We start from the raw sequence: 18,501 nt of genomic DNA on the forward strand, positions 1-18,501 counted from the left end.
TTAATTTAATTTTGCATTATCTTGCTTTTTTAAAGCTTTTAATTTCGCCGGTGTAACATCAGTACCTTCTTCGTTAACAACTTTAATTCCTTTAAGTTCGTTTAACATATTTTGACGAAATCCTTTTAAATATTGTTCACGTAGCGATTGGCGCTCACGTTGTTCTTCTTCAGTTAAGCCTTCAGCTTTTGCTTTTTTCGCTAAGAAGTTAATGCGTTCAATGAGTTCGTGACTTTGCATCTCGAATCCCCCTTTTACTCAAAACTGATTATTATCATACAATAGTTAGTCCTCTTTATCAAGCAATTGCTTTGTATATTCTACATATCTTCGATGTACAGTTGCTTTTGAAACATTATGACCAAATCCACGAAGCGTGGCCGCAATTTCTTCGAAAGTAAGTTCACTTTTGCGTAAGCGCACAATTTCTTCAATTGGCACCTCTTTTTTCTCTCGGCCTACGCTTAAATTACGATTTTTTAAATTATTTTCGGGACGATAGCCCTTTTCTACTGCGCGTTGCATGCCACGTTTAATTTTCAAGTTATGAATCTTTCTTTGATACTCTTCAACAATGCCAATAATATCTAAAACCATCGAATCAGAATCCGACAATTGTAATTCTCCATTATGCGTATGCGTATATACTTTTATTCCCTCTTTATGTAAACAGTGCATTAATGCAATTTTCGCATTCCCCCTACCAAGGCGCGTTTCATCTTGTATGAGTAGCACATCGATTTGTTCGTCTCGAATTGTATCTAGCACTTCTAATATGCCGTCACGTTCAATTGTATAGCCACTAGCCTGCTCTTCAATCACCTTAATAACATTCATTTGATAGCGCTCAGCTAAATGCAATAATTCATCTTTTTGACGTAATAATGATGTTTCTTGTGCTTCTTTTGTTGTACTCACACGCGCATAAATAATTGCATTCATTATGAACCCCTCTTTCTCACTATTATTTCCCTCCAGTGTAACATAAATTCGCCTTTTGTTCGAACTTATGTTTGTAGAATGTTTTTTCGCATGTTATACTTATTAATAAGAAAAATGAAAGAAAACGAGGTGTTAGAAAACATGGAAAAGTTAACGAAACGCCAGCAAGACATTCTCGACTTTATTAAGCTAAAAGTACAAGAAAAAGGATATCCACCTTCCGTACGTGAAATCGGTCAAGCAGTCGGCCTCGCTTCTAGTTCTACAGTGCACGGACATTTATCACGACTAGAAGAAAAAGGATATATTCGACGCGATCCAACAAAACCACGAGCAATTGAAATTTTAGGTGACGATCGAATGGATGCAGAAACACAATCTGTTATTCAAGTTCCTATTATCGGAAAAGTTACTGCTGGATTACCGATTACAGCAGTTGAAAGTGTAGAAGATCACTTCCCACTTCCAGCTAGCATTGTTGCTGGAGCAGATCAAGTGTTCATGTTACGTATTTCTGGAGATAGTATGATTGAAGCTGGTATTTTCGACGGGGATTTAGTTGTTGTTCGCCAACAACAGTCTGCATATAACGGTGAAATTGTAGTAGCTTTAACAGAAGATAACGAAGCAACTGTTAAACGTTTCTATAAAGAAAAAGACCATTTCCGTCTACAACCGGAAAACTCTTCATTAGAGCCTATTATTTTAAAACAAGTGTCAGTTATCGGAAAAGTAATTGGTGTATATCGTGATTTACATTAAAAAATAATAAAAAGAAGATAATCACCTTATTTATATAGGTGACTATCTTCTTTTTTGTATTTTGATAGATTTTCATACATTCTATTTCTTATGAACGAATTTCAATCGTCACATCGCCAGCAGTTGTTTTACCACTAATCTTTTTACTACCATTGCCAATTGTTATATTTTTATTTTCTTCATTAAAAATCATCACGTCTCCAGCAGCGCTTTGCCCAGTTATAACTGCATCTTGTGGTTTTTCCAATAAAGTAATATCTACATCCCCAGCGGTTGAACTTGCCTCCACATCATATTTAGGATCATGATCCATAATATGCACTTCCCCACTAGCCGTCTTCGCTGTTACTTTCCCTATTACTTTTTTAAAGTTCAGCTCACCAGCTTTTGTAGATCCCTCCACACTCTTAGCTGTGACATGTTTCAAATCTACTTCTCCAGCAAGCGTTTCAACACTTACACGATCACTTTTCACATCACTTATTTCTATTTGTCCAGCAGATGAATTTACTTTTATCTCTTGGTAAGAACGTTCAGGCACTAGTATAGTCATTGTAGACGTTTGAAACTTGAAATTGTAAAAAGAAAAATCAAATGAAGCACCTTTTTCTCTTTCCCCAATAATTTTTAATGTGTCACCATCTTCGGCAATACGAATCTCTTGTTTACGTACAGCTCCTGATTGCTTTACATAAAAAGAAGAATCGGGAGATTTTTGGACAACAATATCCCCAGCATCTAACTTAACTTCTATATTTTTTAGTGTTTCGTTTTTTATTACGTCTTCTTTGTTTCCTTCTTCTGCAGTTTGTACTGCTTTTTCATATGTTTGTGAAATCCCTATTACTCCAATAATGATACAAGTGATTGCTACTAACAATATTTTTTTCATCATCTACTCCCCTTTTATCATTTTGAAGTTCCATACTACATAACGTACGCATAACCTTTTAAACCACTTCGTACTATAATAAGCGATAATACATAACAACAAACCTACTCCAACAAACGTTATACTAACGAATACATCCAACCATATAAAAGTACCCATAAATACTTTTGCAATAACGAAAAATGGTGTCACTACACTAGCAATCCCACCGACCCAAAAGGAAAATATAAAAGCGATAATTGCAACTAACGGGCCTAACACAATAATAAAATTAAACAAACTAAGTCCAATCGCTGCCATGACAGCCCTTGTTATATTCGAAGTAGATGGGTCCTTTTTCATTTCATCAAAGCGATACAAAGCAAGTAAATCTTTCGCAATTACTTTCGGAGAGCCAAGCCCCTTTATTATTTCCGATTCAGTTTTCCCCTCTTCTCTCCCAAACTGAAAATGCTCTTCATAATCAAATAAAATATCTTTCCTCTCTTCTTCCGGTAACTTTCTAAGATGACTTGATAATTCTTTAAGGAACTGTTCTTTACTCATCCCATTCCACCCCTTCAATAATTTCTTGTACGCCTTTTGCAAAATCACGCCACTCCGTTACTAACAAATTCAGTTGCGTCTCCCCTTGCTCAGTTAGTTGATAATATTTACGAGGTGGCCCCTCTGTAGATTCTTTTAAATACGTTTGAAAATATCCTTCTTTCGTTAAACGACGTAATAAAGGATACACTGACCCTTCCGATATTAAAAATTTATTTGAGATTTGCTGAACAAGTTCATAACCGTAACAATCCTTACGTTTCACAAGTGCCAAAACACACAGTTCTAACACACCTTTTTTAAACTGAACGTTCAAGGACAATCCCCCTTTCTCATTTCAGTACTGTTCAATACATGGTACCTGTTTTATCCATAATATACCACTTAGTATTGTTTATTGCAAGGTACTCATTTATATTTACTCCCTAAATGTAGAAACCGCACAAATAAAAGCCCGAATAATGTCCTATTATAACTGACCATTACTCAGGCTTTTATTCGATTCGAACTGCTTGAATACAAAACTTCATTCACTCTTTTCTCCTCTAAGAACCAACTTCCATTTGTGACCCTAATAAATTTCGAAATACACCTTTTCTCTCTTTAGCCAATTGATTAAATTCACCTTTTTGGACAATTTCACCTTTTCCTAAGACAATAACTTGATCTGCATTGCGTATAGTAGATAAACGATGTGCAATCACAACAATAGTCATTGTTCCTTTCAATCTTTCTATTGCTGATTGAATTTTCACTTCATTTTCAGTATCCAATGCACTCGTAGCTTCATCTAATACTAAAATCGACGGCTTTCTTAAAATAGCCCGGGCTAGTACAAGTCGCTGACGTTCACCACCTGAAAGCCTCACCCCACGATCTCCAATCAGTGTATCCAGCCCATTTGGAAACGTTTGTACAAATTCAGCGGCGGCCGCAAAATCTAATGCATCCCAAATTTGTTCTTCACTTGCATTTGGCTCAATCATCAATAAATTTTCCCTTATACTTGCATTAAACAAGAAGGGATCTTGTGGTACATAGCTAATAGCACGTCTTAATGGCAATAAATTATCTGTTGTAAGAGGCGTACCATCTATTAAAACTTGACCTTTTTCTGGCTGGATCAAGCCCATTAAAACATCAATTAATGTACTCTTCCCAGCACCAGAATGCCCCACAATAGCCGTCATACTATTTATTGGAATTTGCACATTAATATTTTGAAGTGCGTATAAAGATTCTTGCTTATTATAACGAAAGTAAACATCCTTACACTCAATACCTCGCTCTATACAAATCGGCGTTATATGTTTTTGCTGATGTATATCCTGCATTTCAATTGCTTCCTTACATTCCTCTTGTAATTCCCACAATGACTTAAAAGCAGGAATACTTGCAGCCAGTTGTTCTAAATTTGATTGAATTGTCATGAATCTCGGCCATAGTCTAGAAAAAATGAGAATGATTAATAGTAATTGGGTGGGTTGCGATTGAAACATACTTACTGACAATAATAAAAAAAATGCAATTAATATAGCCATTGAAACTTTATAAAACAATTGCGAGCTCGATCTTATTCTCATATACTCCATTTGCTCATTACTCATCTTTGTTGTTATAGATTGTAACCAGTCTAAACGTGATGCTTCCAAAGTATTACTCTTTATATCTTTAATTCCATTAAATTGATCTGTTATACCAGAAAGGTAGTCTTTTGCCAATTCTGAGGTCTTACCGCCTAGTATTCGGGCTTTTTTTATAAAAACACGAGAAGCTACCAAGAATAATAAGCCAAAGACCAAAACAAATATAGTTATTTGAGGAGATAATAAAAATGCAATTCCCACCTGTATAAATGTAAACAGAATAGCAGCTAACAATTGTAAAAATAAATTAACCCCATAACTTACACGAGCTAATTCTGTAGTTAATATATTTATTAGATTTGTTTTCCTTTTCTCTAAAAAAAAACTCCACTTTGCTTTTAAAATCACACTATATGTTTCTATTCTTAAGTCTCGTACAAAAGCTTGTTGCGTTCTCGCATCCCTTAGCGTTATATTTCTTTGTAGTAAATTTTGCCCTAACACTATTAGTATATATATACCTAAAATAGAAACTAGACTTGTTGTTTTAGGAAAATCCTGCAAAAATCTAGAGACAGGTGCAATAAAAGTAGTCTCCTCGCCTATATTCATTATTCCAGTCATACTTATCATAGGAATTAATAAAATAATACCTATCCCTTCAAGTAAACTTATTAAAACCATACCAAATAAATTCACATAGAGTATTTTTCCCGCTGAAGAATATAATTTCTTCATAAAATATATAATATGATTCATCGATGTTCCCCCTATAACAAAGCAAGCTTCTTTGTTTTCCTCCAAAGGCATAAAAACGGACGTAAAGGAAAATATAAAAAATGAAGAAATTTAGGTAACGGTAATGTTTTTGCATCAATTGGATAAGGATATAATTGGCTCATAATATATAAAATCTTTTGCTGATTAGACATTAGTGAAAATAAGTGTCGACTATGATAGATAAATACTTCTTCTGGGACAGGTTCGGTATGCAAATTTATCATTTGCTTGAAATAAAATAGTGCCTCTTGAGCTAACTGCTTTGAATGTTTTTTCTCTACTAATTCCATCATCCTTTCATCTAGTCGTACACCTAGCAATTGAGTTGCTAAAATTAGTGCTTGTCCTCCTAAATGAAGCACTTGATATTTTCCCATTAATTTATGAATCTCACTCCAATTAAGTTCTTGATCGACAATTTTTTTTATATCTACTAACCAACGTAATCTGGACCAACCATGTCTTGCACCATGAGATACAAGAAATAAAAATAAATCTTCCTTCCCTAACATATATACAGAATTACTCGTAAGGGTACTTTTTCTCTTTCGCTTCCAAAGCTCTTCAAACCCAGGTTCCTTACCAGGTCCGGGATTTAACCTCCAATGAATCTCAAGCTTAATCTGCTTTGTTGGATGAAAAAATGTTATATGATGATGCCTCCATTTCCAATCATTTAATATCGTTTGAATATAATCATCTTTTACATACCCCTGCTCTAAAAGTAGCATTTCTACTTTTTCTAAATTTTGCATCGGAATTAGAACGTCCAAATCACAGGATGTTCGTAAAGAAATATCCCCATATAAGTCCTGAGATAGTACAGGTCCTTTTAGAAAAATCATACGGATTTCATTTTCATTACATAGTTTATTTATTCGTTCCATTTCAGCACTTAAATACAGCATGTGAAATGTATTTTTTTTATATTTCCTATTCAAGGTTTGTACAATATGTGAAGGAATTAGTTCCTCATCCACTTGTTTAAGTTTTTGATATATCACCGGATAAACACGATGATGCACAGCTTGCTCAAGAAATACCTCCCAATCAATATCCGAAAACCATTCATTACTGTAAGTTTGTACTGTTTCGTCATCTTGTAACTTCAAAATTGCAAAAAGAAGTTTCAATTCCTTAGACATGAACTCTACATTCAGACCAAAATCTTTCTCCATTTTATTCTCCTTTAATAGTGTCCTCACTTAGCCTCTTTGCAAATGATCCAACGACAGTAAATTTCTCCATTCCTTCTGATCCAGTAACATAAAAAGAACCGCTCCGTAACCATGCATGCGCAATTAATTCCCCATGACTATCCTTAGCAGTTCCTAAATAAAGAGTACTCTCAATGTGACGTTTTTCGAGCATTTTCATCCCAGCTATAGCTTTAACAAGACACTGACTTTCCCAAAAAGTATAACGACTCATAATAGAAATAGCTTCAGACACCTTCTTTAGTGTATCCCCGTGTCGGTGAATTTTGGCAACTGATGTTTCGTTCATGTAATCCCCTAAAGAAGGTGCAACTTTGGAAAAGGTAATACTTTTTAGTACACGCGCCCACCCTAAAAAAATAAAAGCCTCTAAAAATAAAAGCTTTGTCTCCGTGTTCAGTAATAAAAATACCCTTATTCTTTTCACAATATTCATTAATCCCCTCCTAATAGTTCTCTTGAAATTACGAATCTATCTATTAGATCGATCTTTTATTTGAATTAAACCTTCTTGAAATAAGCACTCTACAAAGGAAAGAACTTGTTCTTCACAATCTTTTTGTTCAATATCATAGTTAGATACTAACATAGTAACAAGCTGCTTAATTTTTATCGGCTTTTCAATAAGCTCCCATATTTCTCCACCTATTTCACCTAAGTTATAATAATTTCCTTTTTGGACATTTAACATAACTTTTTCTCCATCCATATCGCTTACTATATTGCCTTCACTCTGTACAACGTTATGTTCTAATGATATGTTTCTCGAATGAACAACCATCAACCATACTCCCTTTCTGTATAGTATTTAAAATTACTTGCACAAGCTCATGGGCTGTAAATCTCGAAGCCGGGCGTCTTAATTGAAACATTTCCATTCCACTTGCAATATTAGATGAAGTTTCAAAATGCCATTCCATCAATCCTAATTTAGAAATCAAAGAATTCCTAAAAGTATGTTGGTATAATTTACACAAGCGTGCGAGACCTTCAATACGGGTCATCTCAATATCTTCTCCCTGCGTTTTTACTAATTCAATAACACCAGCAAGAGGTAATGGCTCGGGGAAAAATTGAGAATTCACAGGAACAGCATACTTCGTTTCTCTTTCAAACAAAGGGCTAAATTGTGCTACTTCCATTCCTAACTCATTTATGCTCTCTTGCCATAATTTTTGTTGTGCGTAAGAAGGATGAACTATTGCAGTATTTTTATTCAAAAGAGACACAGTAACTATATCATCACTTAAAAGCTGATATCCTGCATTCAAAAAAGCCGAGGCTAACGTTGATTTTCCTGCTCCTGAATCACCAATTAATGCATATGCTTTCCCATCTATGGCAATTACACTTCCATGCAATGGAAGTATTTTCCGTTGCATTAAAAGTGCCCCCATACAAGTTCCCAGAATGTATAATCGAATTTTATCTTCTTTCGCCTCTGGCATAGGTGAAAAAGTAATTTTCTCTCCCGCTTGGATAGAAAATATTGCAGTTTGAGGAACATGAAACATCACTACATCATCTTCCACTACAATGTTTTTTTGCTGTGATTCGTCATATCTACCCCATCGTTCAGATAAATCAGTTATTTCGATTTGAATATCTGCCATCTCTTTCTTTTCATTCAGCTGAGACAACTCGGGTAATGGGACTTCACTTACTATTTTTAACCCGAAGGCTTTGTATAACACATTTCCCATCGAATCGATCATCCTATTCACCCCACATTGTCAATTTTTTTGAAAGCTCTTATATAATAAAACTATATAAGAGCTTTATTTTTCCAATGACTTAACTATACTTCACTGGATCATCTGGATCAGGTTGAACTGCGTCAGGAATTTTATGTCCTGGCCCCGCCATAGTCATATTAATATTAAGTACTTCTAATACAGGTTGTTTCCATTCCTTTTTCATACATATCACCCCCTTTCATATTAAATTTTTTATAAATCGATAGAAGATTAAGCTACGCATTAAAATTCTAAAATCTAAATCAAATGCATACTCTGGTCGAGGTTCTTTACATATTTTTGAGATAGCTTTCTTAATTACCTCTACATTTAGAAATTCAGAGATTATTGGATCTACACTAAGTTCTTGAACTTCCTCAATAAATTCATTCCAAAAAGGAGTCATACGATAAACACCATCTGCACCCTGAACACCTCGAACGCGTTGATTTAATCGTACTTTATCCGGAAGGAAATTTTTTGTGGCTCTCCGAATAAGAGATCGATCTAAACCATTTTGAACATACTGTTCTTCTGGGACTGACAAACAAAATTGAATAATCCGTAAGTCATTTGTAGGATCACGATCCCATAAAGCATAACGTAACGATAATTTCGTTTCATACGTTCCATTTATGCTCCAATAATATGGTTTTTCAAATTGTTCTCTTTTCATATCATATGCATTTGATATAAAGGTACCTGTTATATCAACATCCTGTTCTTTGAGCCTATCAAAAACATTCATTTTTTTTGCAAATTCCGGATTGATTATTATAGGAAAAGCATCTTGTTCCTCTGAAGAAAGTAACTGATGCAAAAACGGAAATGCCTTTCTTCTTACCACTTCAAAAACACGTGCTTTTTTCACTCCTATATTTCTACTATATAAATATAGTTCACGATAAAACCGAATCCAATGTAGCTTTTTCAATAACATTGCCTGGTAATCAAAAATAGGTCCCCATGATACTGTCCAATTACCTCTTTGACCACTAAGGAGTACTCCTATGTCACGCTGAGATGCTTTTTCATAAACTCCCCTCAACCAAAAGGTATTCTCAAAAAATTTATACGGCATCTCCATTGTTTCCAACCAATCATCAATTTCCGATAATGGGCTTCTTTCCGGTAATTCTAAATAATAATCCTGTATATTCCCTACATATTGTACAGTCGATTGAATAAATGGTCTTTCGTCAGCTATCCTACCTTTGTGTGTCCAATCTTTAAATCCTTCTGCCGGGACATAACTAAACGTATGTAATTTTTTATTTTCAGCACGTAAATCTTTTGCAGCAAAGCTAACGACAGACCCTGAGTCTAGCCCTCCGCTCAAATGAGCACCTACTTGGTGATGTGTTCGTAAACGTACCTTCACTGCCCTTTGATACACCTCTCGAAACGCCTCTTCATACTCTTCATTTGATTTTAAATTAAGCATTTTCCCAGCAGTTGGTGTATAGTATCGCGAAATCTTGACTTTGCCATCCTTTACCAAAATAGTGTGTGATGGAGGCACCTGTTCTATATATTTATAGACTGTTAATTGTGGATCTACTGATTCAAAATTTACAGGTATAGCTAGAAATTCAGCAAGCCACTGCTCATTCAATTTTTTATCAACATATGGTAGAGTAAATAACGGTTTTATTAGGGTGCAAAAAGAAAATTTTTCCTCGTCACGATAAATATAGAGTGTCCGGCTTCCAGAAAAATCTCTAGCCCCAAAAAGAATTTGTTTTTTCTCATCCCAAATCATAAAAGCAAAATCGCCTACCAAATATTTAGGAGCCGCTTCCTCCCATTTCTGATAAGAGAGTAAAATTAACTCGCTATCTGTCATGTTTTTTCTATCCGAATAATCCACTTGCAATTTTTCAAATAACTCATCACGATTATCGATAATAGCATCTGCTGTAATTGCCAGTTGCTTTTCATAATTATAGAAGGGCAATTGTTCACCAACTGACTCTGGCGTAATCCATTGTGCGTGACATCCTAGAAAAGCATTTTCTTTGTGCCATATTTGAATATCATCAGCAGGGTACCTTTGTAAATCACTCATTAATCGTGTGCCATGTTCAATTGATACAGGTTCATTATTAAAGTGAATAATACCAGTTATAGCGCTCATTTCTTCCTCCTAATATATGAAAAGTTACTACAAATACTATTTACATATTAAATTCGTTAAACATAGCCCTTTATCATTCTTTTTAAAGAACGAAATTATTTGTTTTTATTACTTTCTCAATTACATGCTTTAATTTACTTTCAAACTTATATATTATAGATATTTTCAAATTTATAATCCTCTTTTTTTTTATATAAATTGAAACTGAACGCCAAAAAAATTCATTATAAAGAACAATTAGTGTTACGTATACAACACTTACTTTTCATTTAATTCTTCCATTCTACAGCTTTTACAATACTTTGAATTACCCTTTGTTGATCTTCTGCTAACATATTAGATCCTGAAGGCAAACAAATTCCACTTTGAAATAGGTACTGCGACACATCTTCATTTTTGCTATGCGGATAATACTGCTTCTCTTTAAAGAGCGACTGCATATGAAGTGGCTTCCACATAGGACGCGCTTCAATATTCTCTTCTGCTAAAATTCTCAACAATTTCCCAATAGAGATCCCGGATTCCTTTTCATCAATTGTCAATGTAGTAAGCCAACGATTAGAGCGAGTATTTTCTAATTCAGGCATAAAATAAAACCCTGGCATGTGAGATAGCGCTTCGTAATAACGTTTATATATAAATCTTCTAGCTCTCACCCTATCTTCTAATACTTCTAATTGTCCCCTACCAATACCAGCTAAAATATTACTCAGTCGATAATTATACCCTATCTCACTATGCTCATAATGTGGAGCTGGATCCTTTGCTTGTGTCGCTAAAAATCTCGCTCTTTCCAATGCTTCTACATCATTAGAAACTAGCATTCCACCACCTGAAGTTGTAATAATTTTATTTCCATTAAATGAATAAACACCAAATTTTCCAAATGTACCACTTGCTTTTCCTTTATATGTAGATCCAAGAGATTCTGCTGCATCCTCAACTATAGGAACATTATATTGATGACAAAGTAAGAGAATTTCATCTAGTTTAGCACTCTGACCATATAAATGAACAAGAATGATAGCCTTAGGTAAATTTCCCATTTTATTAGCTTCATATAATGCATGTGACAATGCACTCGGTGACATATTCCAGGTTTCCGGTTCTGAGTCAATAAATACCGGTTCAGCTCCCAAATAAACAATCGGATTTGCACTCGCTACAAAAGTAAAACTAGAACAAAATACTGTATCTCCTTTTTGAATACCTAATAACCGCAAAGCTAAATGAATAGCAGCAGTACCTGAACTAACTGCAGTACCTCCCCTAACTCCTACAAAAGATGCAAATTCCCGTTCAAACTCATCGACATTTGGTCCAAGAGGAGCAACCCAGTTTGTATCAAATGCATTTTGGACATATTTTTGTTCATTCCCACTCATGTGCGGAGAGGATAGGTAAATTCGCTTTTTATGCTGAACTGTGTGCATGTAAACACATCCTTTATACATATTTAAATACTATGTATCTAAAAACATATGCTTTAATACAGATATATCAGATAATCTCCTTAAATTATCAATTGTATAATGTGCTTTATAAGCTTGCTCAGCTATAAGATTATGGTAAATTCCATCTTCTCTATTAATATGAATCGTTAACCATTTCAATTTCTTTGCCGTTATAAAATCCTTACTTAAATTATCTCCTATATAGACACATTGCTCATGAGGAACCTGTAATTCCTTACTTATTTTTTCATAAGGAATTTTGCTTGGTTTCCAACATTCTTTTCCTAGCTTATCAGTGAGAACTATTGAATGAACCCTCTCTTTTAACTTTAATGCATTTATTTTTCTTTCTTGAGCAACTAAATACCCATCCGAAATAAGTCCTATTTTAACGGTATTAACTAAATTATTTAGTACCCAATCCGCTTCATCCAACAATTGAATATCTGGTTTATGGAACCTATACTGTTCTATCAAATTACTAATCAATTTTTCATCATAATATATGTCTAACTTTTCAAGTGTTTTATTAAACACAAGCTTTCTTTCACCTAAATTGAATAATTGAATTGCGATATTATAAAAACCAATTTTTCCATAGTTATCTTTAATCCAATCATCCACTGCCTTAAAGCCACTTACGACATAATCTTTCTCTTTATATAAAGTATCATCCATATCAAAAATAATTGCTTGAATCACCATATTAAACAATCTCCATAAAAACCGCTTCATCGTATCTAAGCATTGTTAAATTTCCTCTCCAATTAAAGTCTTTATCTATAAAGACTTCCCCCTGACACATTTTAATTGTCCAAAGTGGAAAATTCGCTCCTGCTTCTATTGATAGTGGTATTCCTCCTCCAAAACGAGGGTTTATTTCAATAAACGTAATTTGCCCATCCTCCTTTTTAAAACATTGTAAAGTAATACACCCAATAGGATTAGGAAGAGCTTTTATTACAGTTTCTGCTGCTTGGATGATTTCAAAATCTTTCTTGGTCACACCTTTACTTACCTCACCTGCTCGTGTCTCTATACGCAATCTAGGAACGATCGTTTTTATATTCCCATAGAAATCTACCATGACATCTATAGTGTATTCCTCTCCTGAAACGTACTCTTGTATCATAGCGTTAGGTATATACTCCTTAAAAAATTCCAATTCCTTTTCATTCATTATTTTTGTTACACCTTTACTAGAACTGCCATCATAAGGTTTAATTAATAGCGGAAATTGATATTCCTTTCTTCCAATCTCTTCATCACTATACACTCTAGGAGTTGGTATATTATTAGAGACAAAAAAGTTATATGTGTATTTTTTGTTATTAGCAATTTTATTTAATTCCATACTAGAAACTAGTACTTTTACACCAATACCTTCAAAAACCTCCGAATTATTAGCCATAAGGATTAATTCTGTATCAATTAACGGAATTATTAGATTTATCATTTCAGATCTACATATTTTTAACAATTCATTTATATATCCTTCTTCATTTACACGCGGAACAATAAAATGCTTATCGCTAAAGTAAATGGTAGGAGCAGTTTCTTTTAAGTCTGCAGTAAAGATTTTCCCTTTGATTCCTACTTGTTCAAATACCTCCTTAAATTTTTTAATTAAAGTGACCCTCCTACCAGAACTAGTAAACAAAATGTTCATTTTATTCCCCCCCATGCTCGATTTCCCCCTTAAAAGCTGGCATAGTAACATGCTTATTATTTGTTATTCCTTCCGATTTTAAAACCTTACTAAAAGTTAGATATAAAATTTTCAAATCTAAAAGAAAATTTTGATTCTCAACATACCATACATCTAATTTAAATTTCTCATCCCATGAGATACTATTTCTTCCATTAATTTGAGCCCATCCAGTGATTCCCGGTCTAACATTATGCCTTTTAGCTTGCTCTTGCGAATATAAAGGCAAATATTCCATTAATAATGGCCGAGGGCCCACCAAACTCAATTGACCTTTTAGTACATTTATTAATTGTGGTAATTCATCTAAACTATATTTTCTAAGGGATTTTCCAAATTTAGTTAATCTAACGTGATCAGATAGCAGCTCCCCATTACTATCTCTAGCATCAGTCATCGTGCGAAACTTATAAAGATAAAAAGGATGTCCATGTATACCTGGACGTTGTTGTTTAAATAGGATAGGTGAGCCTATTTTGAACTTAACTAGGACCGCTACTAAAAGAATAACATGAAAGAAACACAATAATAATAATAAAGAAATAAGTATATCAAAGAGTCTTTTCATTAATAATCATACTCCTTGCTAATATTTTTACGAATGCCGTTTTCAAAGATAAATATATAAACCAAAAGACATTTGTTACAAACTTATCTCATTTCACTATACATCTTAGAAAAAAATGTAAGCCTTGTATTTTTCAGTTCCCTTTTTTATTTATACATTTAGCTCCCCTTTAATTTATTGTAATTTTTTAATTATTAACTTATTCCATTCACTTATTATTTCATATAAAACAACTACTTCTATTAAATAGACAATTGTCCCATTTATTTCAATGAAAAAAGCTATCCAATCGCTCTTTGATTATTACGTGCAATAAAACTCCTGTTATCAATCATTCGCTCTATAGGTTTATATATAAAATTTATTACATACGATGAGGCAATACATAACGTTATCAACCAAATAAAAATTATGATTGGATATCTAGGCGCAAATATAAGCCCTGGAAAAATTGACATATAAAAAAACATATGAGTCAACCATATGTTTGTCGAATGCTCCCCCAAAAGGGCTAATATATGTTGTATAACACTACTCTTATTCATAAGAATAAAGAAACTAATAAATGCAATAGCGATAAAAGGAGCGATAATCATAGATTCATAAAAAGCATGTAAAACTATTAACATAATAATCCCTATAGTACAAAGTATATTCTTATAAGGCATGTAATAAAATTTATTATATAGTTTTGAATAAATTTTTTCTTTCGCAAAAATAGTACCCACAATAAATGGAAGTAAAGATGTACCAACCAATACCACGGCATTTACTGACATGCCTAAAATTGTATGATGCCCAACATCCAAAACATTTTTTATACGTTGAATATAGCTCACTAAATATATGATCCCAAAAACCAGTAACAAACTTAATGAATTATATCTCCTCACCAATTTAGTCAATAGTGGCGCTAAAAAGACAAGAATAATATATGTCTGTAAAAACCACCATGCACCATTATATGAAGATGACAGTACAAAGACGTTGAGAAAGAACTTTATTATACCACCTGAGAAAACCTCTGATTTACCTGCAAAAAATCCAACAACAACAAATAGAACAAGCACTATCCAATAGTTCATTAATAATTTTAGAATACGTATACGGTTTCTACTTACATTTAATCTTTGCTCTTTATAAAAAATTACATATAAACCATAACCACTTATAAAACAATATATAGGTACACATGCATCTCCAAATAATGCTAAGTAGTAAACTAGCGGTGTTCCGTTGATTGTTAAAAAGTTTTCATACATCCCGTTAACTTCTTTCCTAGCAAACAAGTGAAGTAACAACATGAGTAATATAGCTGCTCCTTTTAACATTTTTGTATCACTTTTTGAAATTTCCATACAATCAAATCTCCTCCTTTCATATCTGCTGGTTTCTTGTTATGTATTCCATATCAGTTATTTTATTTAAATCGTATATATTTAATTTTAGCTATCGTTATATGGCACTTCTTCCTAAAGTTCTAAAAACTCAGCATAAATAAAAAGCCACTATGCCTATGAAAACATGGTAGCCTTTCTCTTTTAATATTAATTAATTAAACACATCACACATTCATTTGACCAAACGTTACAAACACCGCCAATGGACCAATTTCCTTCCATACAATATCGTTATCAGTAATAGTACCACTGGAAATTGTAGAAAACGTGGGTGAGATTGTATGTGACGTACCATTATTTAAAGCTTCATATACATGGTTACCAAAACTAATTCTACTTCCTTTCACATAACTTTTAGATGCTGTCCACGTTTGATTATTTGCATATCCAGCTTTAGAACAAATCCAACCAATATATCCTCCTGCAATTGGATTTGAATTTCTCACTTCTTGTCCTAATCTGTAATACCCTGTTGTTGGGATAGTTGATATTCGATAGTATGGATCTAGCACACCGTTCACAATATTTCCTTGTAAAAATTCTTTTCCTGTAATCATCATTGTTGCATTATTTAACATGTTATTCTGCATTACAACTTGAAGTGTATTACTCGCTGTCCTATTGTCTATTCCAACTTGCGTTAAATTTATTGCAGTTATATTATTATTTTGGATTACTGCCTGCTTACCTGCAAATTCCCCATCTAAAATAACAATCGTTCTTTGAAGAGTATCATTTGTAATTTTTATAACATTTCCACTTAGCACTATATCATCAGATACATTTTGAACATTTAAGACTGTTCCATTCGGTTTTTCAATATGACAATTAATCATCTTGAACGATTTGAGGTTATTTAATGTAAGAAACGTATTGTTTTTATCCTTACTAATGAACTTACAATCTCTTAATTCTAAAAAGTTTGTATTACTTGTGATACCCAACAAATCAATTTCCTTAAAAAAACAATTTGTGTATGTTCCTGCAAATAAGGTTGGGTTTTTAACATTATTAAATAGTGTATTTTCAAATATCCATCCTGATTTAAATGTTCCTGCTGTTACATAATTTAAATACAACACATCTTGTCCTTCAAACACGCAGTTTGAAATTATTTGTGGCTCATTTTTCACCTCTAAAGTCCATTGATACAATGATGACAAAGAAGTTAGTTTATCAGCATCGTTAAAAAAACGACATGAATCAACTTTAACCACATATGGAAAAGGTGTATCAATAATCATCTTACTATTGCAAAAAACATTACTTAGTATGTTAATAGACCTATTCGCATATGCACCCTGCGTGTTTATTTGTGTGCCATAAACGTAATTATTAGAGAAAATAACATCTCCTGACAAAGCAATCTTTGTTAGTCGAATATTATTTCCTGCCACTATTACCCTATCCGCACCACCATTAATAGCTACCCCAACATAAGCATTTGATACTGTATTCATAATAGAATTATCTAATACATAAATAAATTTCCCATTTACAACAATAATATTATAATTTTTATTATCATGAAAATTATTTCTTTCAATATAGATATATTGGTTTAAATCATATCCATCTTCAATATCAATTCCACTTTGTGGATTAGTACCTGCAATATGATGAATATTATTATCTCGAATGTATACATTCTTTGCACCACATACACTGATTCCTTGTCTACGACAATCATGTAAATCACATTTCTCAATATACGTATATTGAGGGAACGAAGGCACTCGAACATTTATTAAGCAATTTGTAGGAACAGGCACATTACCTTGATGCAGAACGATTTTAGCATAACTTGCTCCTTTAGGAACCTCTACTTCATCAAAAAATTGCACATTAATTTTTGAAGATATAAATACATTACTTAGAGTATAAAAAATCACATCATAATAATCGCATTTTATATCAGAGCCCAATGCTCCAAATCCATTTCCATATAAACCGAAGTAACCATACTTTACAATAGCCACTTGGGTCATATTAATTTTCAACTTGGAACGTATCTTTGTTGTACTACTTATTAATGAACCATCTGTTGCATTAATTGCTCCCTGTTCAAATGAACTTGCTAATGATGTAGGAAAAGGTGAAATCTGCCCAAAAGTACTGTTCAGTGTAATGGCATCTCCTGTACAATCTAAAATATCTAGATTATCTAAAGATAGAAACCTTATATTGTTCCCCCCATCGGCAGGCGGAGTAAAACTCCCTACTTCAATTCCATACCCTCCCTCATGTGTTCCTCCACTTGAATAATCATGCGTATCTCTATCTCCTTGGATAACACCATTTGTAACCCTAGAATAAATCTGATTTTTACGGAAACTGATAATTGCATAACCTGTCAATTTATTTGTTTCCATTTTTAAGATTGAACCATTTAAATTCAGTGTAAGGTAGCTTTGAGGTTCAATAGGATTTTGTTTATCAATTAAATATATACCTTTTGGTAATACAACTTCTGTATATCCTTGTTGCGACGCCCAAACTAAAGCATTATTAATCCCTTGAGAAGTATTAACGGCATCAGTTCCATCATTCTTAACATTCCACCTATCTAATTCTAATGTATATATACTTGAAGAATTTAGAATCCCTAACGATTTTGGTATCCATTTTGACTGATTACTATCATAAGTCAAAATATCTTCATTAGAAGGCGGTTTGGTTACAAAATTCAAATCACTCAAACTTCCAAGATTCGCCTTTCTGATCCACATCAATTTTCACCTCTTTTTCACTTTTCTATATATTATGTTCAGTA

General features: G+C 33.3%; 19 protein-coding genes. 1 reads left to right on the forward strand and 18 read right to left on the reverse strand.

The genetic code is table 11. The annotated features are described in order from the left end of the window. Entirely contained in the window at nt 1–240 is a 240-nt protein-coding gene (locus tag ACXY7N_RS28430) for a DUF896 domain-containing protein (protein WP_001190582.1), read from the reverse strand. 45 nt (nt 241–285) lie between these two features. Then, nucleotides 286–942 (reverse strand): YneB family resolvase-like protein, encoded by a 657-nt coding sequence (locus tag ACXY7N_RS28435; protein WP_016086753.1) that lies wholly within the window; start codon nt 940–942, stop codon nt 286–288. Nucleotides 943–1,083: 141 nt separating this feature from the next. Here ACXY7N_RS28435 and lexA point away from each other — a divergent pair, with 141 nt between their 5' ends. Continuing rightward, nucleotides 1,084–1,704 (forward strand): transcriptional repressor LexA, encoded by a 621-nt coding sequence (gene lexA / locus ACXY7N_RS28440; RefSeq protein ID WP_016086752.1) that lies wholly within the window; start codon nt 1,084–1,086, stop codon nt 1,702–1,704. Nucleotides 1,705–1,792: 88 nt separating this feature from the next. On the opposite strand, the gene ACXY7N_RS28445 is transcribed toward lexA, so the two are convergent. From ACXY7N_RS28445 to ACXY7N_RS28520, 16 genes are all read right to left on the reverse strand, one after another. Beyond that, nucleotides 1,793–2,599 carry a DUF4097 family beta strand repeat-containing protein gene (locus tag ACXY7N_RS28445; protein ID WP_033659751.1) on the reverse strand — a complete coding sequence of 269 codons (807 nt, stop codon included), beginning with the start codon at nt 2,597–2,599 and terminating at the stop codon, nt 1,793–1,795. Beyond that, nucleotides 2,600–3,142, reverse strand: coding sequence for a DUF1700 domain-containing protein (locus ACXY7N_RS28450; RefSeq protein WP_016086750.1), 543 nt, complete (start codon nt 3,140–3,142; stop codon nt 2,600–2,602). It abuts the gene before it with no gap. Next, entirely contained in the window at nt 3,135–3,458 is a 324-nt protein-coding gene (locus ACXY7N_RS28455) for a PadR family transcriptional regulator (protein ID WP_001102620.1), read from the reverse strand. Before ACXY7N_RS28455 ends, ACXY7N_RS28450 begins: the two co-directional genes overlap by 8 nt. 229 nt (nt 3,459–3,687) lie before the next feature. Next, nucleotides 3,688–5,487, reverse strand: coding sequence for an ABC transporter ATP-binding protein (locus tag ACXY7N_RS28460; protein ID WP_016086749.1), 1,800 nt, complete (start codon nt 5,485–5,487; stop codon nt 3,688–3,690). Between the two features lie 11 nt (nt 5,488–5,498). Next, nucleotides 5,499–6,686 carry a nucleotidyltransferase domain-containing protein gene (locus ACXY7N_RS28465; protein WP_016135174.1) on the reverse strand — a complete coding sequence of 396 codons (1,188 nt, stop codon included), beginning with the start codon at nt 6,684–6,686 and terminating at the stop codon, nt 5,499–5,501. A 1-nt stretch (nt 6,687) separates the two neighbouring features. Further along, on the reverse strand, nt 6,688–7,161 hold the full coding sequence (locus ACXY7N_RS28470) for a lasso peptide biosynthesis B2 protein (protein WP_016086747.1): 474 nt from the start codon (nt 7,159–7,161) through the stop codon (nt 6,688–6,690). Nucleotides 7,162–7,197: 36 nt separating this feature from the next. Beyond that, nucleotides 7,198–7,506, reverse strand: a complete 309-nt coding sequence (locus tag ACXY7N_RS28475; protein ID WP_016086746.1) for a lasso peptide biosynthesis PqqD family chaperone — start codon at nt 7,504–7,506, stop codon at nt 7,198–7,200. Beyond that, on the reverse strand, nt 7,469–8,440 hold the full coding sequence (locus tag ACXY7N_RS28480) for an aldolase (RefSeq protein WP_033659752.1): 972 nt from the start codon (nt 8,438–8,440) through the stop codon (nt 7,469–7,471). The genes ACXY7N_RS28475 and ACXY7N_RS28480 overlap by 38 nt, the downstream gene beginning before the upstream one ends. Before the next feature lie 79 nt (nt 8,441–8,519). After that, a complete protein-coding gene (locus tag ACXY7N_RS28485; protein WP_016086744.1) occupies nt 8,520–8,645 on the reverse strand; it encodes a paeninodin family lasso peptide in 126 nt (41 codons plus the stop codon). Between the two features lie 15 nt (nt 8,646–8,660). Then, nucleotides 8,661–10,598, reverse strand: a complete 1,938-nt coding sequence (locus ACXY7N_RS28490) for an asparagine synthase-related protein (protein WP_016086743.1) — start codon at nt 10,596–10,598, stop codon at nt 8,661–8,663. 269 nt (nt 10,599–10,867) lie between these two features. After that, nucleotides 10,868–12,031 carry an aminotransferase class I/II-fold pyridoxal phosphate-dependent enzyme gene (locus ACXY7N_RS28495; RefSeq protein ID WP_016086742.1) on the reverse strand — a complete coding sequence of 388 codons (1,164 nt, stop codon included), beginning with the start codon at nt 12,029–12,031 and terminating at the stop codon, nt 10,868–10,870. 30 nt (nt 12,032–12,061) lie between these two features. Continuing rightward, nucleotides 12,062–12,757: an HAD family hydrolase gene (locus ACXY7N_RS28500; protein ID WP_016086741.1), complete on the reverse strand. Its 696-nt coding sequence runs from the start codon at nt 12,755–12,757 to the stop codon at nt 12,062–12,064. A 1-nt stretch (nt 12,758) separates the two neighbouring features. Continuing rightward, nucleotides 12,759–13,736, reverse strand: a complete 978-nt coding sequence (locus ACXY7N_RS28505; protein ID WP_016086740.1) for an ATP-grasp domain-containing protein — start codon at nt 13,734–13,736, stop codon at nt 12,759–12,761. Continuing rightward, complete coding sequence (locus ACXY7N_RS28510) at nt 13,723–14,328, reverse strand: sugar transferase (protein WP_016086739.1); 606 nt, start codon at nt 14,326–14,328, stop codon at nt 13,723–13,725. The genes ACXY7N_RS28505 and ACXY7N_RS28510 overlap by 14 nt, the downstream gene beginning before the upstream one ends. Nucleotides 14,329–14,609: 281 nt before the next feature. Continuing rightward, on the reverse strand, nt 14,610–15,686 hold the full coding sequence (locus ACXY7N_RS28515; RefSeq protein ID WP_016086738.1) for an acyltransferase family protein: 1,077 nt from the start codon (nt 15,684–15,686) through the stop codon (nt 14,610–14,612). A gap of 206 nt (nt 15,687–15,892) precedes the next feature. After that, complete coding sequence (locus tag ACXY7N_RS28520; protein ID WP_016086737.1) at nt 15,893–18,457, reverse strand: right-handed parallel beta-helix repeat-containing protein; 2,565 nt, start codon at nt 18,455–18,457, stop codon at nt 15,893–15,895. Nucleotides 18,458–18,501 lie beyond the last annotated feature (44 nt).

This window comes from Bacillus sp. 5w2, from assembly GCF_054353775.1.